General features: G+C 62.6%; 22 protein-coding genes and 1 other RNA gene. 18 read left to right on the forward strand and 5 right to left on the reverse strand.

Annotated elements, in window-relative coordinates:
* Positions 1-81: 81 nt before the first annotated feature.
* Complete coding sequence (locus J3P91_RS04675; protein ID WP_434569741.1) at positions 82-444, reverse strand: YraN family protein; 363 nt, start codon at positions 442-444, stop codon at positions 82-84.
* Positions 444-2,255: a penicillin-binding protein activator gene (locus J3P91_RS04680; RefSeq protein ID WP_434569740.1), complete on the reverse strand. Its 1,812-nt coding sequence runs from the start codon at positions 2,253-2,255 to the stop codon at positions 444-446. The genes J3P91_RS04675 and J3P91_RS04680 overlap by 1 nt, the downstream gene beginning before the upstream one ends.
* Positions 2,256-2,507: 252 nt before the next feature.
* Here J3P91_RS04680 and rsmI point away from each other — a divergent pair, with 252 nt between their 5' ends.
* The 18 genes from rsmI (at position 2,508) to lpxC (ending at position 21,951) form a co-directional block, all read left to right on the forward strand.
* Positions 2,508-3,380, forward strand: a complete 873-nt coding sequence (rsmI, locus tag J3P91_RS04685; protein ID WP_434602870.1) for a 16S rRNA (cytidine(1402)-2'-O)-methyltransferase — start codon at positions 2,508-2,510, stop codon at positions 3,378-3,380.
* Positions 3,381-3,454: 74 nt separating this feature from the next.
* Positions 3,455-3,808: RNase P RNA component class A (rnpB, locus tag J3P91_RS04690), an RNA gene on the forward strand.
* Between the two features lie 308 nt (positions 3,809-4,116).
* A complete protein-coding gene (mraZ, locus tag J3P91_RS04695; protein WP_186530428.1) occupies positions 4,117-4,572 on the forward strand; it encodes a division/cell wall cluster transcriptional repressor MraZ in 456 nt (151 codons plus the stop codon).
* Entirely contained in the window at positions 4,569-5,516 is a 948-nt protein-coding gene (rsmH, locus tag J3P91_RS04700) for a 16S rRNA (cytosine(1402)-N(4))-methyltransferase RsmH (RefSeq protein WP_305496646.1), read from the forward strand. Before mraZ ends, rsmH begins: the two co-directional genes overlap by 4 nt.
* Positions 5,513-5,806: a cell division protein FtsL gene (gene ftsL, locus J3P91_RS04705; RefSeq protein ID WP_003178214.1), complete on the forward strand. Its 294-nt coding sequence runs from the start codon at positions 5,513-5,515 to the stop codon at positions 5,804-5,806. Before rsmH ends, ftsL begins: the two co-directional genes overlap by 4 nt.
* A complete protein-coding gene (locus tag J3P91_RS04710; protein ID WP_305501351.1) occupies positions 5,806-7,545 on the forward strand; it encodes a peptidoglycan D,D-transpeptidase FtsI family protein in 1,740 nt (579 codons plus the stop codon). The genes ftsL and J3P91_RS04710 overlap by 1 nt, the downstream gene beginning before the upstream one ends.
* Positions 7,545-9,008: a UDP-N-acetylmuramoyl-L-alanyl-D-glutamate--2,6-diaminopimelate ligase gene (locus tag J3P91_RS04715; RefSeq protein ID WP_434602871.1), complete on the forward strand. Its 1,464-nt coding sequence runs from the start codon at positions 7,545-7,547 to the stop codon at positions 9,006-9,008. The genes J3P91_RS04710 and J3P91_RS04715 overlap by 1 nt, the downstream gene beginning before the upstream one ends.
* On the forward strand, positions 9,001-10,368 hold the full coding sequence (locus J3P91_RS04720) for a UDP-N-acetylmuramoyl-tripeptide--D-alanyl-D-alanine ligase (protein ID WP_434602872.1): 1,368 nt from the start codon (positions 9,001-9,003) through the stop codon (positions 10,366-10,368). The genes J3P91_RS04715 and J3P91_RS04720 overlap by 8 nt, the downstream gene beginning before the upstream one ends.
* A complete protein-coding gene (mraY, locus tag J3P91_RS04725; protein WP_030139681.1) occupies positions 10,368-11,450 on the forward strand; it encodes a phospho-N-acetylmuramoyl-pentapeptide-transferase in 1,083 nt (360 codons plus the stop codon). The genes J3P91_RS04720 and mraY overlap by 1 nt, the downstream gene beginning before the upstream one ends.
* Positions 11,451-11,455: 5 nt before the next feature.
* Positions 11,456-12,802, forward strand: coding sequence for a UDP-N-acetylmuramoyl-L-alanine--D-glutamate ligase (gene murD, locus J3P91_RS04730; RefSeq protein WP_434602873.1), 1,347 nt, complete (start codon positions 11,456-11,458; stop codon positions 12,800-12,802).
* Positions 12,799-14,016 carry a putative lipid II flippase FtsW gene (ftsW, locus tag J3P91_RS04735; protein ID WP_370870999.1) on the forward strand — a complete coding sequence of 406 codons (1,218 nt, stop codon included), beginning with the start codon at positions 12,799-12,801 and terminating at the stop codon, positions 14,014-14,016. The genes murD and ftsW overlap by 4 nt, the downstream gene beginning before the upstream one ends.
* Complete coding sequence (gene murG, locus J3P91_RS04740) at positions 14,006-15,076, forward strand: undecaprenyldiphospho-muramoylpentapeptide beta-N-acetylglucosaminyltransferase (protein ID WP_434569735.1); 1,071 nt, start codon at positions 14,006-14,008, stop codon at positions 15,074-15,076. Before ftsW ends, murG begins: the two co-directional genes overlap by 11 nt.
* Complete coding sequence (gene murC, locus J3P91_RS04745) at positions 15,069-16,529, forward strand: UDP-N-acetylmuramate--L-alanine ligase (protein WP_305496639.1); 1,461 nt, start codon at positions 15,069-15,071, stop codon at positions 16,527-16,529. The genes murG and murC overlap by 8 nt, the downstream gene beginning before the upstream one ends.
* Positions 16,526-17,491, forward strand: coding sequence for a D-alanine--D-alanine ligase (locus J3P91_RS04750; protein WP_305496638.1), 966 nt, complete (start codon positions 16,526-16,528; stop codon positions 17,489-17,491). The genes murC and J3P91_RS04750 overlap by 4 nt, the downstream gene beginning before the upstream one ends.
* 3 nt (positions 17,492-17,494) lie before the next feature.
* Entirely contained in the window at positions 17,495-18,361 is an 867-nt protein-coding gene (locus tag J3P91_RS04755) for a cell division protein FtsQ/DivIB (RefSeq protein ID WP_434569734.1), read from the forward strand.
* Between the two features lie 15 nt (positions 18,362-18,376).
* A complete protein-coding gene (gene ftsA, locus J3P91_RS04760) occupies positions 18,377-19,636 on the forward strand; it encodes a cell division protein FtsA (protein WP_058542749.1) in 1,260 nt (419 codons plus the stop codon).
* 97 nt (positions 19,637-19,733) lie between these two features.
* Positions 19,734-20,927, forward strand: a complete 1,194-nt coding sequence (gene ftsZ, locus J3P91_RS04765) for a cell division protein FtsZ (RefSeq protein ID WP_305496634.1) — start codon at positions 19,734-19,736, stop codon at positions 20,925-20,927.
* Between the two features lie 112 nt (positions 20,928-21,039).
* Entirely contained in the window at positions 21,040-21,951 is a 912-nt protein-coding gene (lpxC, locus tag J3P91_RS04770; protein ID WP_030139673.1) for a UDP-3-O-acyl-N-acetylglucosamine deacetylase, read from the forward strand.
* A gap of 92 nt (positions 21,952-22,043) precedes the next feature.
* Here lpxC and J3P91_RS04775 read toward each other — a convergent pair whose 3' ends face one another.
* From J3P91_RS04775 to J3P91_RS04785, 3 genes are all read right to left on the reverse strand, one after another.
* Complete coding sequence (locus tag J3P91_RS04775) at positions 22,044-23,528, reverse strand: sensor domain-containing diguanylate cyclase (RefSeq protein WP_434604998.1); 1,485 nt, start codon at positions 23,526-23,528, stop codon at positions 22,044-22,046.
* Positions 23,529-23,786: 258 nt separating this feature from the next.
* Complete coding sequence (locus J3P91_RS04780; protein WP_434569733.1) at positions 23,787-25,166, reverse strand: heavy metal sensor histidine kinase; 1,380 nt, start codon at positions 25,164-25,166, stop codon at positions 23,787-23,789.
* Positions 25,141-25,815, reverse strand: a complete 675-nt coding sequence (locus tag J3P91_RS04785) for a heavy metal response regulator transcription factor (RefSeq protein WP_434569732.1) — start codon at positions 25,813-25,815, stop codon at positions 25,141-25,143. Before J3P91_RS04785 ends, J3P91_RS04780 begins: the two co-directional genes overlap by 26 nt.
* Between the last annotated feature and the right edge of the window lie 6 nt (positions 25,816-25,821).

A 25,821-nucleotide genomic window follows, 5' to 3' on the forward strand; every position in this document is an offset into this window, starting at 1 on the left:
AGCGCGACTTATCGGCACAAATGTGCGGCGCGCAAAGCAAAGAGCAAAAAAGTTGAGTGAAGGTGTCCGGCTCGGCTGCGCTCAACTGTCGAAGGCGTTTTGCAGCCAATTCAGTTGGTCGACGTTGCTATCGATGGCAACCACGTCGAAGCGACAAGGATGATCGGCCCAGCGAGACTCGCGTTGCAGGAAATACTGCGCCGCGAAAACCAGCTTCTGGCGCTTGCGCTGGTCAATGCTGTCGAGCGCGCCACCCCATTGGGTATTTTTTCTGTAGCGGACTTCGACGAATACTACTGTATCGCCGTCAAGCATGACCAGATCCAGCTCGCCGCGTTTGCACAGCCAGTTTTGCGCCAGCAGTCGCAGGCCGTGTTGCTCAAGATGCGCGAGGGCGAGGCCCTCGGCATCCCTGCCGCTTTGCTGGCGCGATCGGTCGGGCATCAGCGCGGAGTGTCCGGCAGGCGCTGGACCTGGCCGTTGACGAACTGCGCCCAAGGGAGCTGACGTTGCACGCGCTGGGTCGGGGAGACAGCCAGGCTGCCCGACAGGCCTTCGATGCGGCTGTCCGGCAGGGCCTTGAGCTGGCCGAGGCGCGGAGCCAGGCGATAGGCGTCAGCGCCCATCGCGTATAGCCGGCCCAGGCTGCCGGCCGCCTGGGGCCACTGCGCGGTGACCTGCTGGCGCAGCGGATCGTTCGCGTCGAGCAGCCATGGGGTTTCGCAGAAGCGAACGCCGTTCATGTCGTTGTACTGGTTCTGGTCGCCGCTGACGCTGAACACCGAGGAGGTCGCGTAGACCGGCACGTCGCCGGCGTACTGGAAGTTCAGGGTCGGCTTGATCTGCTGGGCCTGCTGCGGGGTCGACGCGAGGAAAATGAACTCGATATCCTGGCGACGCGATGGCTGCGCCGCGACCGCGGTGCCTACCGTGCTTTGCAGGCTCTTGGCACGACCTTCGCTCTGGCGCAGCTGGAACATGTCGGCGATCTGCTGGGCCAGTTGCACCGGCTGGTCGACACGCTCGATTGCCATGATGGTCCCGCCATTGGTCTGCCAATCCTGACTGAAGGCTTTCAATACGCGATCGCCCCATTCGCCTTTCGGCACCATCACGGCTGCGCGATGCAGGCCGTCGGCGCGGGCGCGCCGGGAGACTTCGCGGGCTTCGTCTTCAGGCGCCAGGCCGAACTGGAACAGTTGCGGCGGGCCTTGTTCGCCTTCGCTGTAGTTCAACGCCAGGGTGGTGATCGGCAATTGCGGGCGGGTGCTGATCTGTTTGACCAATGGTTTTTCCAGCGGGCCGACCACCAGCTGTACGCCGTCGGCCTGGGCCTTGCGATAGAAGTCGTCCATCGAGGTCAGGCTGGCGCTGTCATAGAACTGGATGCTCGGCGGCTTCTGCCCGGCCTGTTGGGCTTGGTAATGCGCGGCCATGAAGCCTTCGCGCAGTGCTTTTGCGACCGCGGCCAGCGGGCCATTCTGCGGTAGCAACACGGCGATCTTGCCCAGTGGCTGGCTTGCCAGCTCCTTGAGCTTGACCAGCGGCGTCGGCAACTGGAGTGCGGCCGGGTGTTTCGGGTTCTGTTCGCGCCAGCTGTCGATGGCGGCTTGCTGCTGCTCCAGGGTGCCGGCGGTTTTCACGGCTTTGGCCAGGCTCAGCCAGCCACCAAGATCGTCGGTAGTGGTCGGTTGCAGTTGATCAGTGGGCAGCGAGGCGATCAGTGTCCAGATGGCTTCGTGATTTTTTGCCTTTGCTTCGTCTTCAAGCAGCGGAGCAATGAAGATCCGTTCGCGGGCGGCGGCCAGGGTCTGGCCATCGGCCTCCAGGGCGCGAGCGCGGACGGTACCGGTGCGGACTTGCTGCTCCACGGGCATTTCGCTCAGGTGCTGCAGGCTCGGATGGCTCAGCGAAGTCAGCGCGGCCTTGGGCTGGTTGCGCGTCATCGCCAGTTCGGCCGACAGCGTGTTGGCGAAAATCTGCTGGCCGGGCTTGAGCTGCTCCATCGGCACTTGTTGCAGGATCTGTGCGGACTGGCCGGCATTGCCCTGGCGGTAGGCCAGGTCGGCGGCGCTCAAGCGCAGCAGGGCGGCCTGTTCCGGGGTTTTACTCTGGGCGGCCTGTTCGAGCAATTGCTCGATACTGGCGTCCGGGGTCCGTGGAAGTTCGCCAAGGCTGGACGAGGGCGAGCTGACGCAAGCCGCCAGGAGGGCAGCGAGGCAGAGGGCGGAGAGCAGCCGCAGGCAAGCGATCATGTAAGTGTTCCTGATACGAGATCAAATTAGCGTCGAATTGTACCCAAGCACTGGCCGGGGCGCGATGTTAGTGGTGTGAATCGGTCAATTTAGGTATTTCAAAGCGTGCATTGCAGCACAAAGATGCTGCTCACTCGAATGTCTGACCCCGTGGGGAGGGAGCAAGCTCCCTCGCCACAACGGTTAATGTGAGCGGCTGAGAATGGCGGCACACGCTACAATGCCCACTTTCATGATCATGAGGTGTGCGCTTTGACTGCTCCAGGTGCTTTGAATTCCGCTGCCGGCTCGCTTTACGTGGTGGCGACGCCCATCGGCAACCTGGACGATATCAGCGCCCGCGCGCTGAAGATCCTTGGCGAGGTCGCCCTTATCGCCGCCGAAGACACGCGTCACTCCCAGCGTCTGCTGCAGCACTTCTGTATTTCCACGCCATTGGCAGCTTGCCATGAACATAACGAACGGGACGAAGGCAGTCGTTTCATTACCCGTCTGCTGGCCGGCGACAATGTGGCGCTGATTTCCGATGCCGGCACGCCGCTGATTTCCGATCCGGGTTACCACCTGGTGCGCCAGGCCCGCGCTGCCGGTATCAATGTAGTGCCGGTGCCAGGTGCTTGCGCATTAATCGCGGCGTTGTCGGCGGCCGGCTTGCCATCGGACCGGTTTATCTTCGAAGGTTTCCTGCCGGCCAAGGCGGTGGGGCGGCGAGGGCGCCTGGAAGCTATAAAGGAGGAACCTCGAACGCTGATCTTTTATGAGGCGCCGCACCGTATCCTCGAATGTCTCCAGGACATGGAGCTGGTGTTCGGTCCCGAGCGCCAGGCATTGCTGGCTCGGGAACTGACGAAAACCTTCGAGACCTTGAAGGGGCTGCCTCTGGCGCAGTTGCGTGCGTTTGTCGAGAGCGACAGCAATCAGCAGCGTGGCGAGTGTGTGGTGCTGGTCGCGGGCTGGACACCGCCCCAGGACGAAGACGCGGTCAGCGGCGAAGCAATGCGCATCCTTGATCTGTTGCTGGAGGAAATGCCCCTCAAGCGAGCGGCGGCCCTCGCCGCGCAGATCACCGGCGAGCGCAAGAATGTGCTGTATCAGGCTGCGCTGGATAAACAGAAGGCCCAATGAAACCGGCGCGCCAAGCTGGCCAAGGGCTTTTAGCGCTTGTTCTTCGGACGCGCTACCGTTAACCTTCGCGGCGGAGAGTCGATCGGACAGTCGCTGCCCTCTATGAAAATTAGGGGGGGGAGGAAAGTCCGGGCTCCATAGGGCGAGGTGCCAGGTAATGCCTGGGAGGCGCGAGCCTACGGAAAGTGCCACAGAAAATAACCGCCTAAGCGCTTCGGCGCCGGTAAGGGTGAAAAGGTGCGGTAAGAGCGCACCGCACGACTGGCAACAGTTCGTGGCTAGGTAAACCCCACTTGGAGCAAGACCAAATAGGGTCCCAAGGCGTGGCCCGCGCTGGGACCGGGTAGGTTGCTAAAGATGTCCAGTGATGGCCATCGTAGACGAATGACTGTTCAAGACAGAACCCGGCTTACAGATCGACTCTCCACCTTTTCCCTCCCTGCCGGAATCAATGGCAGAAGCAGTTCCTAAGATCAAAAAAATCTTACTCTTAATAAATCACTTTAACTTCTGCGTGCAGCCCCCTGTGTGCCTTCGAGTTAAAGCGAATTTTCCTACGTCAGTTTCTTGTTACCCCTCCTGAAACGCTCCTAAATCTCCGATCTATAAGGCTTTTCCTTCATTCCGTGCCTTGACGGTGCGGTGGGCGCATTCCTATAGTGTGCGCAAGTGGCGGAAAGTGGCATGAAGTGGGTTTTTTTGAAGGTAAAACGCCAAAAAGTGGAGAAACGCTGACGTGTTTCGCGGAGCTAACGCTATCAGTCTCGATGCAAAAGGCCGTCTCGCCATGCCGAGCCGGTATCGTGACGAGCTCGTTTCGCGAAGTTCAGGGCAGTTAATCGTCACGATCGATGCCGTTGATCCATGTTTATGCGTTTACCCTCTCGATGAGTGGGAAATCATCGAAACCAAACTGCGCGCACTGCCTTCGCTGCGGGAAGAGAACCGTCGCCTGCAACGCTTGCTGATCGGTAATGCCGTCGACCTCGAACTCGACGGCAGCGGTCGTTTCCTGGTGCCGCCGCGTCTGCGCGAGTACGCCAGGCTGGACAAGCGCGCGATGCTGGTGGGCCAATTGAACAAGTTCCAGCTGTGGGACGAAGATGCCTGGAATGCGGTTTCTGCCGCCGACCTTGCTGCTATTCAACAACCGGGCGCCATGCCTGATGAACTGCGTGATTTGATCCTGTGACTACTGATAGCGGCTTTAACCACATCACCGTACTGCTTGACGAAGCCGTCGAGGCTCTCGCCGTACGTCCTGATGGCTGCTATCTGGACGGCACGTTCGGGCGTGGCGGGCATAGCCGGCTGATTCTCAGCCAGCTCGGTCCGGACGGTCGGCTGCTGGGGTTCGACAAGGATCCTCAAGCGATTGCCACCGGGCAAGCGCTAGCGGCCGAAGACGGCCGCTTTGTCGTTGTGCAGCGCAGCTTTGCGGAGCTCGGTTCGGAAGTCGCCCAACGCGGCCTGGCAGGCAAGGTCAGTGGCGTGTTGCTTGACCTGGGCGTGTCTTCGCCGCAGCTGGACGACCCGGAACGCGGCTTCAGTTTTCTCAACGACGGTCCGCTGGACATGCGCATGGATCCGTCCCGTGGCATCAGCGCGGCTGAGTTCGTCAATACCGCGTCCGTAGAAGAAATCGCCCGCGTGTTCAAGGAATACGGCGAGGAACGTTTTTCCGGGCGCATGGCGCGCGCGGTGGTCGAGCGTCGCGACATCAAGCCGTTCGAGCGTACCGGTGATCTGGCCGAAGTGCTGAAGGTTGCCAACCCTGCCTGGGAAAAAGGCAAGAACCCGGCGACCCGGGCTTTCCAAGGGCTGCGTATCCACGTCAACAACGAATTGGGCGATCTTGAGGCCGGTCTCGAAGCCGCTCTCGAGGCGCTGGAAATCGGTGGGCGCCTGGTGGTGATCAGCTTCCATTCCCTGGAAGACCGTATCGTCAAGCTGTTCATGCGCAAGCTCACCAAAGGCGAAGCCGATAACCTGCCGCGCAATCTGCCGGTGCGTTTCGAGGCCTTCGTACCGAAAATCAAGATTCATGGCAAAGCGCAGTTCGCCTCCGAGGCCGAGCTCAAGGCCAACCCTCGCGCCCGTAGCGCCGTTATGCGTGTCGCGGAGAAGTTGCGGTGAGCAAGCTCTTCGCCAAGCCCCTGCCAGGCGGCAGCTTTTTCATGCTGCTGCTGTTTATTGGCGTGCTCGTGTCGGCCATTGCCGTGTCTTACAGCGCGCATTGGAACCGGCAGTTGCTCAACACCCTTTACAACGAGCTCAGCGTGCGCGACAAGGCGCAGGCCGAGTGGGGTCGGTTGATCCTGGAGCAAAGTACCTGGACCGCCCACAGCCGTATCGAAGTCCTGGCGACCGAACAACTGAAGATGCGCATCCCCGGTGCGGCTGAAGTGCAGATGGTGGCGCCATGATGAAGCTCGAAGGGGCGCTGTTCCCGTGGCGGTTCCGCCTGGTCCTGGGTTTGCTCGGGATCATGGTCGCGGCCATCTCGTGGCGCATCATCGACTTGCAGGTGGTCGACCGTGACTTCCTCAAGGAGCAGGGCGACGCCCGTAGCGTGCGTCATATCCCGATCCCGGCTCACCGTGGCCTGATCACCGACCGCAATGGCGAGCCGCTGGCTGTCAGTACCCCGGTGACCACCTTGTGGGCGAACGCCAAGGAAATGCAGCAGGCCAAGGAGAAGTGGCCGGCGCTGGCTGCCGCCCTCGGCCAGGACCCCAAGGCTCTGACCGAACGCCTCGAAGCCCAGGCCAACAAGGAATTCATCTATCTGGTGCGCGGGCTGACGCCCGAGCAAGGCCAGAGCGTGCTCGACCTGAAAGTGCCGGGCGTCTACGGCATCGAAGAGTTTCGGCGTTTTTATCCGGCCGGTGAGGTCACCGCCCATATGGTCGGGTTTACCGACATCGATGACCGGGGACGGGAAGGGGTCGAGCTGGCCTACGACGAATGGCTCGCCGGTGTCGCCGGCAAGCGCCAGGTCATCAAGGATCGGCGCGGCAGGCTGATCAAGGATGTCCAGGTCACCAAAAACGCCAAGGCCGGCAAGCCCTTGGCGTTGTCCATTGACCTGCGCCTGCAATACCTGGCCAACCGCGAGCTGCGCAACGCCATCGTCGAGAACGGTGCCAAGGCCGGTAGCCTGGTGATCATGGACGTGAAGACCGGCGAGATCCTCGCCATGGTCAACCAGCCGACCTACAACCCGAACAACCGTCGCAACCTGCAGCCGGCAATGATGCGCAACCGCGCGATGATCGACGTGTTCGAACCCGGTTCGACGATGAAGGCCGTGTCCATGGCCGCCGCCCTGGAAACCGGGCGCTGGAAGCCGAGCGACACCGTCGAGGTCTATCCGGGCACGTTGCAGATCGGCAAGTACACCATTCGTGACGTATCCAAGACCGAAGGACCGGTGCTCGACCTGACCGGCATCCTGATCAACTCCAGTAACGTCGGCATGAGCAAGATCGCCTTCGATATCGGTGGCGAGGCGATTTATCGCCTGGCCCAGAAGATCGGCCTCGGCCAGGACACGGGCCTGGGCTTCCCAGGCGAGCGCGTCGGCAACCTGCCCAACTATCGTGAATGGCGCAAGGCGGAAACAGCCACTCTGTCCTACGGCTACGGTGTTTCCGTGACGGCGATCCAGCTCGTCCACGCGTTTTCCGCGCTGGCTAACAATGGCCGTATTGCCCCGCTGACGCTGATCAAGACCGACAAGGCGCCGCAAACCACCCAGGTAATCCCTGAGGACGTCGCCAAGACCATGCAGGGCATGCTGCAACAGGTGATCGAGGCGCCGCGCGGTGTCTATCGCGCTCAGGTTCCGGCCTATCACGTTGCCGGCAAGTCCGGTACGGCGCGCAAGACTTCCGTGGGCACCAAAGGTTATGCCGAGAATTCCTATCGTTCGCTGTTCGCCGGCTTCGGCCCGATGAGCGACCCGCGCTATGCCATCGTGGTGGTCATCGACGAACCGAGCAAGGCCGGTTATTTCGGCGGCCTGGTATCGGCGCCGGTGTTCAGCAAAGTGATGTCCGGCACCCTGCGCCTGATGAATATCACCCCGGATAACCTGCCGCCGACCCAGCAGGCGAGTACCGCCCCGGTCGTCCCCCTGAAAGCCGACGGAGGGCGTGGCTGATGTCCCTGAGCCTGAACAAGATTTTTGCCCACGCCGGGCATGACCTGCTGATTCGCGAGCTGGCCCTCGACAGCCGCGACGTGCGCGCCGGAGACCTGTTCCTGGCGGTGCCGGGTGCCCGTTTCGATGGCCGTGACCACATCGCCGACGCCTTGAAGCGCGGCGCGGCGGCGGTAGCTTATGAAGTGAACGGCGCAACCGTGCTGCCGATCACCGATGTTCCGCTGATTCCGGTCAAGGGACTGGCGGCGCAGCTGTCGGACATCGCCGGGCGTTTTTATGGCGAACCGAGCCGTCACCTGAACCTGATCGGCGTGACCGGCACGAACGGCAAGACCAGCGTCACCCAGTTGGTGGCGCAGGCGCTGGATCTGCTCGGCCAGCATTGCGGCATCGTCGGAACGCTGGGCAACGGTTTCCATGGCGCGCTGCAAAGCGGCCTGCATACCACGCCGAACCCGATTGCCGTGCAGGCGACCCTGGCCGACCTGAAGAAGGCCGGCGCCAAGGCCGTGGCGATGGAAGTCTCTTCCCATGGCCTCGATCAGGGTCGCGTCACTGCACTGGCGTTCGACGTCGCGGTGCTGACCAACCTGTCCCGGGATCACCTGGACTACCACGGCTCCATGCAGGCCTACGGCGAAGCCAAGGCCAGGCTGTTCGCCTGGAACGACCTGAAGTGCCGGGTCATCAACATTGATGACGAGTTCGGCCGCCAGCTGGCCGCCGAGCAACGCGAGTCCCGGTTGATCACCTACAGCCAGGAAGACCCCAGCGCCTACCTTTATATCCGTCAGGCGCAGTTCGATGACGAAGGCGTGCGCGCCACGCTGGTCACGCCCCAGGGCGAACACCACTTGCGCAGCACCTTGCTGGGGCGTTTCAACCTGAGCAACGTGTTGGCCGCCATTGGCGCCTTGCTCGGGCTGGACTATGCCCTGGACGAAATTCTCAAGGTGCTGCCGAAACTCGAAGGCCCGGCCGGCCGCATGCAGCGCCTGGGCGGCGGAACCCAGCCGCTGGTGGTGGTCGACTATGCGCATACCCCCGATGCACTGGAAAAAGTCCTCACGGCCCTGCGCCCGCACGCCAAGGGCAAGTTGCTCTGTCTGTTCGGCTGCGGCGGCGATCGTGATCGCGGCAAGCGCCCATTGATGGCCGAGGTCGTGGAACGACTGGCCGATGGCGTGCTGGTCACCGATGACAATCCGCGCAGTGAAGATCCTGCGCGCATTTTCGACGACATCCGCGCCGGTTTCTCGGAGGTCGACAACGTCACCTTCGTGGCCGGGCGTGGCCAGGCCATTGCCCAATTGATCGCCAGCGCTTCGGCGGACGATGTCATCGTCCTGGCCGGCAAGGGGCACGAGGACTACCAGGAGATAAACGGCGTGCGCCAAGCCTTTTCCGATCTGGTGGAAGCCGATCACGCCCTGACCGCATGGGAGGTGGCCCATGCTTAAGGCCTTGAAGCTCAGCGAGCTGACCAACGCTTTGAATGCGCGCCTGATCGCCGCGGACGCCTCGTTCGACGGCGTCAGCATCGACAGCCGCGCGATCGCGCCGGGGCAGTTGTTCGTCGCCCTGGCCGGACCACGTTTCGACGGTCACGATTACCTCAACGAGGTGGCAGCCAAAGGCGCGGTCGCGGCACTGGTCGAGCGGGAAGTAAGCAACAGCACGCTGCCGCAGTTGCTGGTCAGTGACACTCGCCAGGCCCTGGGCCAGCTCGGTGCGCTGAATCGCGCGGCGTTTGCCAACCCGGTCGCGGCCATCACCGGTTCCAGCGGCAAGACCACGGTCAAGGAAATGCTCGCGAGCATCCTGCGCACACGCGGTCCGGTCCTGGCGACCCGTGGCAACCTGAACAATGACCTCGGCGTGCCTTTGACGCTGCTCGAACTGGCGCCGGAGCACAGCGCCGCGGTCATCGAGCTCGGCGCTTCGCGGCTCGGCGAGATTGCCTACACGGTCGGCATGACCAAGCCTCACGTGGCGGTGCTCAACAACGCCGGGACCGCCCATGTCGGCGAGTTCGGCGGCCCCGAGAAAATTGTCGAGGCCAAGGGCGAGATCATCGAAGGGCTGGCTGAAGATGGCGTCGCCGTGCTCAATCTCGACGATAAAGCCTTCGAAATCTGGAAGAGCCGGGCCGGGGAGCGCAAGGTGCTGACCTTCGCCCTGAGCAACCTGGCGGCGAATTTCTACGCCAGCGACCTGGATCGCGACGCCCGTGGTTGCCCGGCTTTCAACCTGCACAGCCCTGGTGGCGCGGAGCGCGTGCAGTTGAACCTGCTTGGCACGCATAACGTTGCCAATGCCCTGGCCGCCGCGGCCGCCGCCCATGCGCTGGGTGTGTCATTGCCGGGCATTGTCGCCGGGTTGAACGCCGTACAACCGGTCAAGGGACGCAGCGTCGCGCAGTTGGCGAGCAACGGCATGCGCGTCATCGACGACACCTACAACGCCAACCCGACGTCCATGTGCGCTGCTGTGGATATCCTTGCCGGTTTCTCCGGTCGCACCGTGCTGGTGCTCGGGGATATCGGTGAACTGGGCGAGTGGGCGCAGCAAGGCCATCACGATGTAGGTGCCTACGCGCGCGGCAAGGTCGATGCGCTGTACGCCGTCGGCCCGATGATGGCCCACGCCGTGGCGGCGTTTGGCGAGCACGCACAGCATTTCACCACGCAGGCCGAGCTGATCCAGGCCCTGGGCGCCGAGCAAGACCCGAACACCACCCTATTGATCAAGGGCTCACGCAGTGCGGCGATGGAAAACATCGTTGCGGCTTTGTGCGGCACCCGTATGGAGAAACATTAATGCTGCTGCTGCTAGCGGAGTACCTGCAACAGTTCCACAAAGGCTTCGCGGTCTTCCAGTACCTGACCCTGCGCGGGATCCTGGGTGTGCTGACCGCGTTGTCGTTGTCGCTGTTCCTGGGCCCGTGGATGATCCGCACCCTGCAGAGCCTGCAGATCGGCCAGTCGGTTCGTAACGACGGCCCGCAGTCGCATCTGTCCAAATCCGGCACCCCGACCATGGGCGGCGCGCTGATCCTGTCGTCCATCGGTATCAGCACCTTGCTCTGGGCCGACCTGGCGAACCGTTACGTCTGGGTCGTGCTGCTGGTGACGCTGTTTTTCGGCGCCATTGGCTGGGTCGACGACTACCGCAAGGTCATCGAGAAGAACTCCCGTGGGCTGCCAAGCCGCTGGAAATATTTCTGGCAGTCGGTGTTCGGCCTCGGCGCGGCGATCTTCCTTTATATGACCGCCGCCTCGCCGGTGGAAACCACTCTGATCCTGCCGATGCTCAAGGACTACAGCATCCCGCTGGGCGCAGGTTTCATCGTACTGACTTACCTGGTGATTGTCGGTTCGAGCAACGCGGTCAACCTCACCGACGGCCTCGACGGCCTGGCGATCATGCCGACGGTGATGGTCGGTGGTGCGCTGGGAATCTTCTGCTACCTGTCGGGTAACGTGAAATTCGCTGAATACCTGCTGATTCCTTATGTGCCGGGGGCGGGCGAGCTGATCGTATTCTGCGGCGCGCTGATCGGTGCCGGCCTGGGCTTCCTCTGGTTCAACACCTACCCGGCGCAAGTCTTCATGGGCGACGTCGGTGCGCTGGCGCTGGGCGCGGCCCTGGGCACCATCGCCGTCATCGTTCGCCAGGAAATCGTCCTGTTCATCATGGGCGGCGTGTTCGTGATGGAGACCCTGTCAGTCGTCATTCAGGTTGCTTCCTTTAAATTGACCGGCCGCCGGGTATTTCGCATGGCGCCGATACACCACCACTTTGAACTCAAGGGCTGGCCCGAGCCGCGCGTGATCGTCCGTTTCTGGATCATCACCGTGATTCTCGTGCTGATCGGCCTTGCCACCCTGAAGCTGAGGTAGAACGAGTGTCCCTGATCGCTTCTGACCACTTCCGCATCGTTGTCGGCCTCGGCAAGAGCGGCATGTCCCTGGTTCGCTTCCTGGCGAACCGGGGTGTGTCGTTTGCCGTCGCCGATACGCGGGAAAATCCGCCTGAGCTGGCCACGCTGCGTCGTGACTATCCCCAGGTGGATGTGCGTTGTGGCGAGCTGGACGTCGAGTTCCTGTGCCGCGCCGACGAACTCTACGTGAGCCCCGGCCTGGCCCTGGCGACCCCGGCCCTGCAGGCTGCCGCGGCCCGTGGCGTGAAATTGTCCGGCGACATCGAGCTGTTCGCGCGCAACGCCAAGGCGCCGATTATCGCCATCAGCGGTTCCAATGCGAAAAGCACCGTCACCACGCTGGTCGGTGAAATGGCCGCGGCCGCCGGCAAGCGTGTCGCCGTAGGCGGTAACCTCGGCACCCCGGCGCTGGATCTGCTCAGCGACGAGGTCGAGCTGTACGTCATGGAACTGTCGAGCTTCCAGCTCGAGACCACCGATCACCTAGGCGCTGAAGTGGCCACCGTGCTGAACATCAGCGAAGACCACATGGACCGCTACAGCGGCCTGCCGGCCTATCACCTGGCCAAGCACCGGATTTTCCGTGGTGCCCGGCAAGTGGTGTTCAACCGCCAGGACGCCTTGACCCGTCCGCTGATGAGCGAAGGGCTGCCATGCTGGACTTTCGGCCTCGGCGCTCCAGATTTCAAAGGCTTCGGTTTGCGCGAAGAGAACGGCGAGAAGTATCTGGCCTTCGAATTCCAGAACCTGATGCCGGTGCGCGAACTGAAGATTCGCGGCGCCCATAACCAGGCCAATGCCCTGGCCGCGCTGGCCCTCGGGCATGCCGTCGGGCTGCCGTTCGACGCCATGCTTTCGGCGCTGCGCAGCTTTGCCGGGCTCGAGCACCGCTGCCAGTGGGTGCGCGACCTGGATGGCGTGGCCTGGTACAACGATTCCAAGGCCACCAATGTTGGCGCCGCCCTGGCTGCCATCGAAGGCCTCGGCGCGGACATCCAGGGCAAGCTCGTGCTGATCGCCGGTGGCGACGGCAAGGGTGCCGATTTTAAAGACCTGCGCGATCCGGTGGCGGCCAACTGTCGTGCCGTGGTGCTGATGGGCCGCGATCGCGAACTGATCGCCCAGGCCCTCGGCGATGCCGTGCCGCAGGATCGCGTCGCTTCGCTGGACGAAGCCGTGCAGCAATGCCGTGCCCTCGCGCAACCGGGCGATGCCGTGCTGTTGTCGCCGGCCTGCGCCAGTTTCGACATGTTCAAGAATTACGAAGAGCGCGGGCAACTGTTCGCCCGGGCTGCGGAGGACTTGGCATGAGCCTGATGAATATCATCAAGCCGTACCCGTCGCCGCTGATTACCGGTCGCGGTATCGACCTGGACTTCCCGATGCTCGCCGGTTGCCTGGCGCTGCTCGGCCTGGGCCTGGTGATGATCACCTCCGCCTCGTCGGAAGTGGCCGCCGTGCAATCGGGCAACACCCTTTATCACATGATCCGCCACCTGATTTACCTGGTGATCGGCCTGGGCGCGTGCATTGTCACGATGATGGTGCCGATCGCCACCTGGCAACGCCTGGGCTGGCTGATGCTGCTCGGAGCCTTCGGCCTGTTGGTGATGGTGCTGGTGCCGGGTATTGGCCGCGAGGTCAACGGCTCCATGCGCTGGATCGGCTTCAGCTTCTTCAACGTGCAGCCTTCGGAAATCGCCAAGGTCTTTGTGGTGATCTACCTCGCCGGGTACCTGGTGCGTCGTCAGAAAGAAGTGCGCGAGAGCTGGATGGGCTTCTTCAAGCCGTTCATCGTGCTGCTGCCGATGGCCGGCCTGCTGCTGATGGAGCCGGACTTCGGCGCGACGGTGGTGATGATGGGCGCGGCGGCCGCAATGCTGTTCCTTGGCGGTGTCGGGCTGTTCCGCTTCACCCTGATGGTAGCGCTGGCGTTCGCGGCAGTGACCGTCCTGGTGCAGGCCCAGCCGTACCGGATGGCGCGCCTGATCACCTTTACCGATCCGTGGGCCGACCAGTTCGGTTCCGGCTACCAGTTGACCCAGGCGTTGATCGCCTTCGGTCGCGGCGAGTGGCTGGGCGTGGGCCTGGGCAACAGTGTGCAAAAGCAGTTCTACCTGCCGGAAGCTCACACTGACTTCGTGTTCTCGGTTCTCGCCGAGGAGCTGGGGGTAGTGGGTTCCCTGTGCACCGTCGCGCTGTTCGTCTTCGTTTGTGTGCGCGGCATGTACATCGGCTTGTGGGCCGAGAAGGCCAAGCAGTTCTTTGCCGCGTACGTGGCGTACGGCCTGTCGTTCCTCTGGATCGGCCAGTTCCTGATCAACATCGGGGTGAACGTCGGTCTGCTGCCTACCAAAGGCCTGACGCTGCCGTTCCTCAGTTATGGCGGCAGCTCCCTGGTGATCTGCTGTGCCTGTCTCGGCCTGTTGCTGCGCATCGAGTGGGAAAGTCGAACCCACCTGGGCAGTGAGGAAATGGAATTCCATGAAAGCGACTTCGCCGAGGAGCCGACTCATGGGCGCTAACGTGCTGATCATGGCGGGCGGAACCGGCGGGCATGTATTCCCGGCGCTGGCCTGTGCCCGGGAGTTCCAGGCGCGCGGCTACACCGTGCATTGGCTGGGTACGCCCCGGGGCATCGAGAATGAACTTGTACCCGCCGCCGGCCTCGAGCTGCATCGGATCAACGCCAGTGGCCTGCGAGGCAAAGGCAAGCTGTCGCTGCTCAAGGCACCGCTGATGCTGCTCAAGTCGATCTGGCAGGCGCGGGCGGTCATCCGTCGGCTGCGGCCGGTGTGTGTCGTCGGCTTCGGCGGTTATGTGACCGGTCCTGGCGGCGTCGCGGCAAAACTGGCCGGTGTGCCGGTGATCGTTCATGAGCAGAACGCGGTCGCTGGTACCGCCAATCGGTTACTGGTGCCGTTGGCCGCTCGAGTGTGTGAAGCCTTCCCCGACACCTTTACCCTGTCGGGCAGCCGTCGCACCACCGGTAACCCGGTGCGCACGGAGCTGTTCCTCGATACACCGCGCCCGGCCCTGGCCGGACGCAAGGCGCGTTTGCTGATCCTGGGTGGAAGTCTGGGAGCGGAACCGTTGAACAAACTGCTGCCCGAAGCCTTGTCCCAGGTCGCCGCCGAATTGCGCCCTGAAGTGTTTCACCAGGCTGGCAAAAACCACGATGAAGTGACCGCCGAGCGCTATCGCGCCGTTGGCGTCGAGGCGCAAGTGCAGCCTTTCATCAAAGACATGGCCCAAGCCTATGGCTGGGCCGACCTGGTGGTCTGCCGCGCAGGCGCGCTGACCGTCAGTGAACTGGCTGCCGCCGGTCTGCCCTCGATGCTGGTGCCTTTGCCCCACGCCATCGACGATCACCAGACCCGCAACGCCGATTATTTGGCCCGCGAAGGCGCTGCCTTCCTGATGCCACAAAGAACGACTGGCGCCGCGGATCTAGCCGCGCGCCTGACAGAGGTCTTGATGCAGCCGCAAACACTCGAAGACATGGCCCGCGCCGCGCGCCGCCTGGCCAAACCCGATGCCACGGCCCAAGTGGTCGATACCTGCCTGGAGGTGGCCCATGGTTGAGAATCGCAAAGCCATGCCGCAGCCGGAAATGCGCCGCATCCGCCGCATCCACTTCGTCGGGATCGGCGGCGTGGGCATGTGCGGGATCGCCGAGGTGTTGCTGAACCTGGGTTACCAGGTCTCGGGTTCCGACCTGAAGGCTTCGCCGGTCACCGAGCGCCTGGAATCCTTCGGTGCACAGATTTTCATCGGCCATCGTGCCGAGAACGCCGCCAACGCCGATGTGCTGGTGGTCTCCAGCGCCGTGAACACTTCCAACCCGGAAGTCGCCACCGCCCTGGAGCGTCGCATCCCCGTGGTGCCGCGCGCCGAGATGCTCGCCGAGCTGATGCGCTATCGCCACGGCATCGCCGTCGCCGGTACTCACGGCAAGACCACCACCACCAGCCTGATCGCCTCGGTGTTCGCTGCCGGTGGCCTGGACCCGACGTTCGTGATCGGTGGGCGCCTGAACGCCGCGGGCACCAACGCCCAACTGGGCACCAGCCGCTACCTGATCGCCGAAGCCGACGAGAGCGATGCAAGTTTCCTGCACCTGCAACCGCTGGTGGCCGTGGTCACCAACATCGACGCCGACCACATGGCGACCTACGACGGTGACTTCAACAAACTGAAGAAAACCTTCGTCGAATTCCTGCACAACCTGCCGTTCTACGGTCTGGCGGTGGTGTGCCTGGACGATCCGGTGGTGCGCGAAATCCTGCCGCTGATCAAGCGTCCGACCGTGACCTACGGCTTTGGCGAAGACGCCGACGTGCGCGCCATCAACGTGCGCCAGCAGGGCATGCAGACGTTCTTCACCGTGCTGCGTCCTGATCGCGAGCCGTTGGACGTGTCGGTGAACATGCCCGGCAACCACAACGTGCTCAACTCGCTGGCGACCATCTGCATCGCCACCGACGAAGGCGTCAGCGATGAAGCCATCGTCCAGGGCCTGTCGGGGTTCCAGGGCGTGGGTCGACGCTTCCAGGTCTACGGCGAGCTGCCGGTGGACGGCGGCAACGTGATGCTGGTGGACGACTACGGCCATCACCCGACCGAAGTCGCGGCGGTGATCAAGGCCGTGCGCGGTGGCTGGCCGGAGCGTCGGCTGGTGATGGTCTACCAGCCGCACCGCTACAGCCGCACCCGCGACCTGTACGACGATTTCGTCCAGGTGCTGGCCGACGCCAACGTGCTGCTGTTGATGGAAGTCTACCCGGCCGGCGAAGAGCCGATCCCGGGCGCCGACAGCCGTCAGCTGTGCCACAGCATCCGCCAGCGCGGCCAGTTGGACCCGATCTACATCGACCGCGGCGTGGACCTCGCGCCGCTGGTCAAGCCGCTGCTGCGCGCCGGCGACATCCTGCTCTGCCAGGGCGCCGGTGATATCGGTGGCCTGGCCCCGAAACTGTTGAAAAGTCCGTTATTCGCCGGAGCCACCGTGGCCTCCAGCGAGGGGAAACTGAAATGACTGCTGCCTACGCCAACCTGGTCTCGACCCTTGATCCGAAAGCCTTCGGCCGCGTGGCCGTGCTGTTCGGTGGCAAGAGCGCCGAGCGCGAGGTCTCTCTCAAGTCCGGCAACGCCGTGCTGCAAGCCCTGCAAAGCGCCGGTGTCGACGCATTCGGCATCGACGTGGGCGACGACTTCCTGCAGCGCCTGCTGAGCGAAAAGATCGATCGCGCCTTCATCATCCTTCATGGCCGTGGCGGCGAAGACGGCAGCATGCAGGGCTTGCTCGAATGCCTGGGCATCCCCTACACCGGCAGTGGCATCCTGGCTTCCGCCCTGGCGATGGACAAGTTGCGCACCAAACAGGTCTGGCACAGCCTCGGCATCCCGACGCCGCGTCACGCGGTGCTGGCGTCCGAGGCCGATTGTATTTCGGCGGCGACGGAACTGGGCTTCCCTTTGATCGTCAAACCGGCCCATGAAGGTTCAAGTATCGGCATGGCGAAAGTGAATTCGCTGCCTGAGTTGACCGCAGCCTGGAAGGACGCCAGTTCCTACGATTCGCAAGTGTTGGTCGAGCAATGGATCACCGGTCCCGAGTTCACCATCGCCACCCTGCGTGACCAGGTGTTGCCCCCGATTGCGCTGGGCACGCCCCACACGTTCTACGACTACGACGCCAAGTACATCGCCAATGACACCCAGTACCGCATTCCCTGCGGGCTGGACGCTGCCAAGGAAAAACAATTGATGGACCTCACGGCCAAGGCCTGTGAGGCGCTGGGTATCGCCGGTTGGGCGCGGGCGGACGTGATGCAGGACGCCGATGGGCAGTTCTGGTTCCTGGAAGTCAACACCGCCCCCGGCATGACCGATCACAGCCTGGTCCCGATGGCGGCTCGCGCTGCCGGCCTGGATTTCCAGCAACTGGTGCTGTCGATCCTGGCCGCCAGTGTCGGCAATCAAGAGTCCAGGGGTTAAGCCATGCAAGGCGCATCGCTTCGTCATCAGCCATCCGCACCCGGTCGCAAGCCGGTGCCGCGGGGTGCCAGCCGAATGGTGGCCAAAGAGCCGATGTCGGCGCGCTTGCCGAAAGCCAATTTTGGCTTTCTCAAGAGCCTGTTCTGGCCAGTGATGCTGGTGGTATTGGGGTTCGGCACGTATGAAGGCGCGCAGCGGCTGCTGCCTTATGCCGATCGGCCGATCGCCCGGATCAACGTCCAGGGTGACCTGAGCTACATCAGCCAGCAGGCGGTGCAGCAGCGGATCGCTCCGTTCGTCGCGTCGAGCTTCTTCACCATCGACCTGGCGGGCATGCGCACCGAGCTGGAGCAGATGCCCTGGATCGCCCACGCCGAAGTGCGGCGGGTATGGCCGGACCAGGTGTCGATTCGTCTGGAAGAGCAGCTGCCGGTGGCCCGTTGGGGCGACGAGTCGCTGTTGAACAATCAGGGCCAGGCGTTTACGCCACGGGAACTGGCCAATTATGAACATTTGCCACAACTGTTCGGTCCACAGCGGGCCCAGCAGCAAGTGATGCAGCAATACCAGGTGTTGAGTCAGATGTTGCGCCCACTGGGCTTCTCCATCGCGCGCCTGGAATTGCGTGAGCGCGGCAGCTGGTTCCTGACCACTGGCGCGGGCAGCTCGGGGCCGGGCATCGAGCTGTTGCTCGGGCGCGGCAACCTGGTGGAAAAGATGCGCCGCTTCATTGCCATCTATGACAAGACGCTCAAAGAACAGATTACGAACATTGCGCGCATCGATCTGCGCTACGCCAACGGCCTCGCTGTTGGCTGGCGGGAACCTGTAGCGCCGACGACGGCCGAACCCGCCGTCGCGAAGAATTAAGAAGAGGCAGGACCCATGGCAAACGTGCAAAGCGGAAAAATGATCGTCGGTCTGGATATCGGCACTTCCAAGGTGGTAGCGCTGGTAGGCGAGGTCGCGGACGACGGCACGCTGGTCATCGTCGGGATCGGTACACACCCGTCCCGTGGCTTGAAGAAAGGCGTGGTGGTGAACATCGAGTCCACCGTCCAATCGATCCAGCGCGCCATCGAAGAAGCGCAGCTGATGGCCGGTTGCCGGATCCACTCGGCGTTCGTCGGTGTCGCGGGCAATCACATCCGCAGCCTGAACTCCCACGGCATCGTGGCGATTCGGGACCGTGAAGTCAGCTCCGCCGACCTTGAGCGCGTACTCGACGCGGCACAGGCCGTGGCGATTCCGGCCGACCAGCGGGTGCTGCACACCCTGCCGCAGGATTACGTGATCGATAACCAGGAAGGCGTACGCGAGCCCCTGGGTATGTCCGGCGTACGCCTGGAGGCCAAGGTCCACGTGGTCACCTGCGCCGTGAACGCCGCGCAGAACATCGAGAAGTGTGTGCGTCGCTGCGGCCTGGAAATCGACGACATCATCCTTGAGCAACTGGCTTCGGCCTACTCGGTGCTGACCGACGACGAGAAAGAACTCGGCGTGTGCCTGGTCGACATCGGCGGCGGCACCACCGACATCGCGATCTTCACCGAAGGCGCCATCCGCCACACGGCAGTGATCCCGATTGCCGGCGACCAGGTGACCAACGACATCGCCATGGCGCTGCGCACCCCGACCCAGTACGCCGAGGAAATCAAGATCCGTTACGCCTGCGCCCTGGCCAAGCTGGCCGGTGCCGGTGAAACCATCAAGGTGCCGAGCGTCGGCGACCGTCCGCCGCGCGAATTGTCGCGCCAGGCCCTGGCCGAAGTGGTCGAGCCGCGCTACGACGAACTGTTCACGCTGATCCAGGCCGAACTGCGCCGCAGCGGCTACGAAGACCTGATCCCGGCCGGCATCGTGCTGACCGGCGGTACGTCGAAGATGGAAGGCGCGGTCGAGCTGGCCGAAGAGATTTTCCACATGCCGGTGCGCCTGGGCGTGCCCCATGGCGTCAAGGGCCTGGATGACGTGGTGCGCAACCCGATCTATTCGACTGGCGTGGGCCTGTTGATGTACGGCCTGCAAAAGCAATCCGACGGGATCTCGTTCTCGGGCATCGGCAGCCGTGACAGCTACAGCAGCGAAGAGCCCAAGGCACCGCTGTTCGAGCGGCTCCAGGCTTGGGTGAAGGGCAATTTCTAAACGATTTCAGATTCAGGCGTCGGGTTTCAGGCCCGGCGTTGCAAGACGGCAACAAACGCAGTAGGCGAAAAAACTAGAGAATGAAAGGAGAGGGAAAATGTTCGAACTCGTAGACAACATCCCCGCCAGCCCGGTTATCAAGGTAATCGGTGTCGGCGGTGGCGGCGGCAACGCTGTCAACCACATGGTCAAGAGCAACATCGAAGGCGTTGAGTTCATCTGCGCCAACACCGATGCTCAGGCGCTGAAAAACATCGGCGCCCGGACCATCCTCCAACTCGGTACCGGCGTGACCAAGGGCCTGGGTGCCGGCGCGAATCCCGAGGTTGGCCGTCAGGCTGCCCTGGAAGATCGCGAGCGCATCGCTGAAGTCCTGGCTGGCACCAACATGGTGTTCATCACCACTGGCATGGGCGGCGGTACCGGTACCGGTGCAGCGCCGATCATTGCCGAAGTGGCCAAGGAAATGGGCATCCTCACCGTTGCGGTGGTGACCCGTCCGTTCCCGTTCGAAGGCCGCAAGCGCATGCAGATCGCCGATGAAGGCATCCGCGCGCTGAGCGAAAGCGTCGACTCGTTGATCACCATCCCCAACGAGAAGCTGCTGACCATCCTCGGTAAGGACGCCAGCCTGCTGTCGGCTTTCGCCAAGGCCGATGACGTACTGGCCGGTGCCGTTCGCGGTATCTCCGACATCATCAAGCGTCCGGGCATGATCAACGTCGACTTTGCCGACGTACGCACCGTGATGTCCGAAATGGGCATGGCGATGATGGGCACCGGCTGCGCCAGCGGTCCGAACCGTGCACGCGAAGCCACCGAAGCGGCCATCCGCAACCCGCTGCTCGAAGATGTGAACCTGCAGGGCGCCCGCGGCATTCTGGTAAACATCACCGCCGGTCCGGACTTGTCCCTGGGCGAGTACTCCGACGTGGGTAGCATCATCGAGGCGTTCGCTTCCGACCACGCGATGGTCAAGGTCGGCACCGTTATCGATCCGGACATGCGTGACGAACTGCACGTGACCGTGGTTGCCACTGGCCTGGGCGCGAAAATCGAGAAACCGATGAAGGTGATCGACAACACCGTGCAGACCGCCATGGCTTCGCAGCCACAGCAGCAAGCTGCCGCTCGTCAGGAAGCTCCCGCGGTGAACTACCGTGACCTGGACCGTCCGACCGTCATGCGCAACCAGGCTCAGGCCGGTGCTGCGACTGCCGCGAAGATGAATCCGCAAGACGATCTGGATTACCTGGACATCCCGGCATTCCTGCGTCGTCAGGCCGATTGATGGAATGTATCAGGGGTATACGGGTGATTGGTGTTCAGCAAAGGTCTGGTCTGCTATCATCGCCAGCCTTTGTTGATACCAGTTCGCAATTTGCGCTGAAGCGGCCCATGCCATGATTAAACAACGCACCCTGAAGAATATTATCCGTGCCACAGGTGTCGGCCTGCACTCCGGCGAGAAGGTCTATCTGACCCTCAAGCCCGCGCCTGTCGACACCGGCATTGTGTTTTGTCGTGCCGACCTCGACCCTGTGGTGCAGATTCCTGCTCGCGCGGAAAACGTTGGTGAAACCACTATGTCGACCACGCTGGTCAACGGTGACACCAAAGTGGACACGGTGGAGCATTTGCTCTCGGCCATGGCTGGCCTGGGCATCGATAACGCCTACGTCGAGCTCTCCGCGTCCGAAGTCCCGATCATGGATGGCAGCGCCGGACCTTTCGTATTCCTGATTCAATCGGCTGGCCTGGAAGAGCAGGACGCGGCCAAGAAGTTCATCCGCATCCTGCGGGAAGTGACAGTGGAAGACGGCGACAAGCGCGCCACTTTTGTCCCTTTCGAAGGTTTCAAGGTGAGCTTCGAGATCGATTTCGATCACCCGGTTTTCCGTGACCGCACCCAGAGTGCAAGCGTGGATTTTTCCAGCACTTCGTTCGTCAAAGAAGTCAGCCGCGCGCGTACCTTTGGTTTCATGAGTGATATCGAGTACCTGCGCAAGCACAACCTCGCACTCGGTGGCAGCGTGGAAAACGCGATCGTGGTCGATTCCGATGGCGTGTTGAACGAAGACGGCCTTCGTTATGAAGACGAATTCGTCAAACACAAGATCCTCGATGCAATCGGCGACCTCTACCTGCTGGGCAACAGCCTGATTGGTGAGTTCAAGGGCTTCAAGTCCGGCCACGCACTGAACAACCAGCTGCTGCGCAAGTTGATTGAGCAGAAAGACGCTTGGGAAGTCGTGACGTTCGAAGACGCCAGCACCGCACCAATCTCTTACATGCGCCCTGTAGCGGCCGTGTAAGCAAAAAACCTCTCTAGTTTTTTAAGGGCTGCCTTCGGGTGGCCTTTTTTTATGGCTGGGTTTTATGTCGGCTGCGAAAGCAGGAGCAAGGCTTACATCGCACAAACAACTCGATTACGTCCACTGGCCTTGGCCTGGTAGAGCGCCTTGTCGGCGGCGAGCAGCAACGCCTCAAGTTCGTTGTAAGGCCCGTTCGCCCACGTAGCGATGCCGATGCTGACGGTCATGGGGGCGTCGCCGGGCAGTTGCTCAACGGCTTCGCGAATGTTTTGCGCCATGGTGAACGCTCCTGCGGTCGTCGTCTCCGGCAGCACCACCGAGAACTCTTCACCGCCATAACGCGCCGCCAGGTCGGCCGGTCGGCGCACGTACCCGCCGATCAGTTGCGCCAGGGTTCGTAACGCCTCGTCACCGCGTTGGTGGCCCAGGCGATCATTGAGCGCCTTGAAGTGGTCGGCATCGATCATCAGGATCGACAACGGTTGACCGGAGCGCTGGGCGCGCAGCCACTCCAGTTGCAGCGTCTGGTCCAGCGTCCGGCGGTTGGCCAGGCCTGTCAGCGGGTCGACGGATGCCAGCAGGGCCAGTTCCCGTTCAGCGGTGTGCCGGCGTCTTAATTCCCGACGCAGCAGCCAGGTGAGCCAGAGCAAGCTGAAGCACAGCGCGCCCGTGGCGCCACTGACCAGCAGCGCCGTGCGTTGCCATGACGCGAAAACCTCTTGGGAAGAGAGCGCGACCACGACGACCAGCGGCAGATTACCGACCTGGGAAAAGGTGTACAGCCGCTGCTTCTGATCCACGCTGGACACGCTGGTAAAACTGCCATCGCCTTCGCGCAGGATCCGCACGAAGTTCGGTCGGCTGCTGAAATCCTTGCCGATCATGTCTTCGGCCAGAGGCGGCTCCTGAGCCAACAGGATCCCGTCGCGGCTGACCAGGTTGACCGTGCCGCCATGGCCGATGTTCAAGCTCTTGAAGAGCTGGCTGAAGTAGCCCAGGCGCATTGCAGCCTCGGCCACACCCATGAACTCTCCCCGGTCGTCGTTCAAGCGGTAGCTGAAGCTGATGCGCCAATCATGCGGACTGCTCCGGGCCCGGAACGGACGGCTGATCTTCATGCCCGGGCCCGGATCCTTCAGATGGGACTGGAAATATTCCCGATCGGCGTAATTGCCCTTGCGCGGTTCGACCGAAGCGGAATCGGCGACCACGTCGCCGCGCTTGTCGAGCAGCAATATGTCGCCTTTATAAGGGGCTGCGGTGGCGCGGTCGAACAGGGCGAGGTGGCGGATCGTTGGCGAAACGTCCTGGAGATCCTGGCGTTTCGCTGCGGCAATCAGGCCTTGCAGCGAAAGATCGTAGAGTTCGACATTGCGCAGTACGTCGGCGTCGATCAACTGCACAATGTTGCTCGCCGCGCGCGTCGCTGCCTGCTGCGCGCTGGCGTGTTCACGGATCAGCAGGAACGTCACGATAGCTACGATGGCGATGACAACCAGCGAGCTGGCCAAAACGAGTACCCGTTCCGAACGTATCGAAAGCGGGATGTTGCCGGGTGTTGCACTGCTCGCGCTCATGATTCCGATCTGCATTGTCATGTGGCTGGGATCCTTCCCATAGGCTGCTCATCTTTAATAGCGGATGACTGGCATCAGACAATGCTGGCCTTTTGCAAGATTGTGCTTGTGACACTGGAATTGAGCAATCCACATCGTGGCTTATTGCATGGACATCGAGGTTGGATGGACTGCCGCCTTCGCGAGCAGGCTCGCTCCCACAGTGTTGTCCTTGGGTGGGCATATGCCACAGGAATCTTGTGGGGGCGGGCTTGCTCCTCAGGCCGGCAAGCGGATCCCGAAGGTGTTGGCACCACGGTCGCTGCGCACGAATACATCGCCGCCGTGCATGAGTGCAATCGCCTTGACGATGGCCAGGCCCAGGCCGTGGTTGGCGCCACTGTTGCTGCGGGAGACGTCGACCCGGTAGAAGCGCTCGAACAGGCGCGGCAGGTGTTCGCCGGCGATAGGCTCGCCGGGATTGGTGACGCCCAGGGTGACCTGGTCGCCGGTGGCTTCGATGTCCACGTCGATCACCTGGCCGGGCGCGGTGTGCTGGACGGCGTTGCTCAGCAGATTGATCAAGGCCCGGCGCAGGTGGGCGATCTCGATACTGGCCTGGGCATCGCCGCTGACGCGAACCTGGACCTGGGCGTCTTCGAGGATGAAGTCCAGATAATCAAGGGTGGTTGCCACCTCATCGGCCAGGGAGGTCGTGGTCAGCTTGGTGGCCTTGCTGCCCTGGTCGGCGCTGGCCAGGAACAACATGTCGTTGATGATCGAGCGCAGTCGCTCCAGCTCTTCGAGGTTCGATTGCAGCACTTCGAAGTAATGCTCTGCCGAGCGCCCACGGGTCAACGCCACCTGCGTCTGGCCGATCAGGTTGGTCAGTGGCGAGCGCAGTTCATGGGCCACGTCGGCATTGAATGACTCCAGCCTTGAATACGCCTGCTCGACGCGGTCCAGGGTTGCGTTGAAGGAACTGACGAACTGATTGAGTTCCGGTGGCAGCGGCGACAATTGCAAGCGCCCGGTGAGCCGCGGCGGGGCCAGGCGCCGGGCTTCGTCCGACAACTTGATGAGTGGCTTGAGGCCGATGCGCGCCACCCAGTAGCCCAGCAACGAGGCCAGCAGCACGCCGACGATCGCCAGGCTCACCAGCGCGACCAGCAAACGATGCTGAGTCTGGTAGAAGGTCTCGGTGTCGATACCGATCATGAACCGTAGCGGCGGCCGCTGGTCCTTGGCCGGGAACTGGCTCACCAGCACTTTCATCGGGTAATGCTGCGTCGCCAGCTTCAGGTCACGTTTGCCCAATGGACCTGCGGCGAAGGCACGGATCTGTGCATCGGGGTTACCGTATTCAAAGCGCGGGTCATCGCTGACGATCCAGAAGTGGATGCGTTTGTCCTCTTCGCCGAGCAAGCGCAGCTTGTTGTTGATCTTGACCCAGTGCTCCGGCGTGCCATAGCGGCCGACGGTGGACTCCAGCACGCTGTAGCGGGCGTCGAGCTCCGCCTCCGGCAACAGGCCGAGACCTTTTTCGACCTGCTGGTACAAGCCGCCGCCAATCAACAGGAACACCAGCGCCGCCACCAGCGTGAACATGCCGCTCAGGCGCAGGGCGATGCTGTTACTCACCGCGATTCTCCAACACATAACCCATCCCTCGGATGGTATGCAGAAGCTTGTGCTCGAAAGGCCCGTCGAGCTTGGCCCGCAGGCGTTTGATCGCCACTTCGACGACGTTGGCGTCGCTGTCGAAATTGATGTCCCAGACCATTTCGGCAATCGCGGTTTTCGAAAGGATCTCGCCTTGGCGGCGAGCCAGCACGCTGAGCAGCGAAAACTCCTTGGCGGTCAGGTCCAGGCGCTGCCCGGCGCGGCTGGCCTTGCGGCTGATCAGGTCGATCCACAGGTCGGCGATGCTCACCTGCACCGGTTCATGGCCGCTGCTGCGGCGGGTCAGGGCTTGCAGGCGGGCCACTAGCTCCAGGAATGAAAACGGCTTGCCCAGATAATCGTCGGCGCCATCGCGCAGGCCCTTGATGCGATCTTCGACCCGTTCGCGGGCGGTGAGCATGATGACCGGCGTCTGCTTGCGGGCGCGCAGGGCCCGCAGCACGCCAAAGCCGTCGAGGCCCGGCAGCATGACGTCGAGCACGATCACCGCATAGTCGCTTTCCAGGGCCAGGTGCAGCCCTTCGACGCCGTCCCCTGCCACGTCCACGGTGTAACCCTGTTCGGTCAGGCCGCGGTGCAGGTAGTCGGCGGTTTTTTCTTCGTCTTCGATGATCAGAACGCGCATGGCCCG

It is taken from the genome of Pseudomonas sp. Z4-7 (assembly GCF_051131965.1).
In the GTDB taxonomy this organism is placed as follows: domain Bacteria; phylum Pseudomonadota; class Gammaproteobacteria; order Pseudomonadales; family Pseudomonadaceae; genus Aquipseudomonas.

Coding starts and splice junctions, on each gene's coding strand:
- J3P91_RS04720 (WP_434602872.1), top strand. CDS start 9,001: ATGCTTAAGGCCTTGAAGCTCAGCGAGCTGACCAACGCTTTGAATGCG.
- J3P91_RS04775 (WP_434604998.1), bottom strand. CDS start 23,528: ATGAGCGCGAGCAGTGCAACACCCGGCAACATCCCGCTTTCGATACGT.
- murC (WP_305496639.1), top strand. CDS start 15,069: ATGGTTGAGAATCGCAAAGCCATGCCGCAGCCGGAAATGCGCCGCATC.
- murG (WP_434569735.1), top strand. CDS start 14,006: ATGGGCGCTAACGTGCTGATCATGGCGGGCGGAACCGGCGGGCATGTA.
- J3P91_RS04680 (WP_434569740.1), bottom strand. CDS start 2,255: ATGATCGCTTGCCTGCGGCTGCTCTCCGCCCTCTGCCTCGCTGCCCTC.
- ftsW (WP_370870999.1), top strand. CDS start 12,799: ATGAGCCTGATGAATATCATCAAGCCGTACCCGTCGCCGCTGATTACC.
- mraY (WP_030139681.1), top strand. CDS start 10,368: ATGCTGCTGCTGCTAGCGGAGTACCTGCAACAGTTCCACAAAGGCTTC.
- J3P91_RS04715 (WP_434602871.1), top strand. CDS start 7,545: ATGTCCCTGAGCCTGAACAAGATTTTTGCCCACGCCGGGCATGACCTG.
- J3P91_RS04750 (WP_305496638.1), top strand. CDS start 16,526: ATGACTGCTGCCTACGCCAACCTGGTCTCGACCCTTGATCCGAAAGCC.
- J3P91_RS04675 (WP_434569741.1), bottom strand. CDS start 444: ATGCCCGACCGATCGCGCCAGCAAAGCGGCAGGGATGCCGAGGGCCTC.
- J3P91_RS04710 (WP_305501351.1), top strand. CDS start 5,806: ATGAAGCTCGAAGGGGCGCTGTTCCCGTGGCGGTTCCGCCTGGTCCTG.
- ftsA (WP_058542749.1), top strand. CDS start 18,377: ATGGCAAACGTGCAAAGCGGAAAAATGATCGTCGGTCTGGATATCGGC.
- J3P91_RS04785 (WP_434569732.1), bottom strand. CDS start 25,815: ATGCGCGTTCTGATCATCGAAGACGAAGAAAAAACCGCCGACTACCTG.
- J3P91_RS04755 (WP_434569734.1), top strand. CDS start 17,495: ATGCAAGGCGCATCGCTTCGTCATCAGCCATCCGCACCCGGTCGCAAG.
- ftsZ (WP_305496634.1), top strand. CDS start 19,734: ATGTTCGAACTCGTAGACAACATCCCCGCCAGCCCGGTTATCAAGGTA.
- J3P91_RS04780 (WP_434569733.1), bottom strand. CDS start 25,166: ATGTGTTGGAGAATCGCGGTGAGTAACAGCATCGCCCTGCGCCTGAGC.
- lpxC (WP_030139673.1), top strand. CDS start 21,040: ATGATTAAACAACGCACCCTGAAGAATATTATCCGTGCCACAGGTGTC.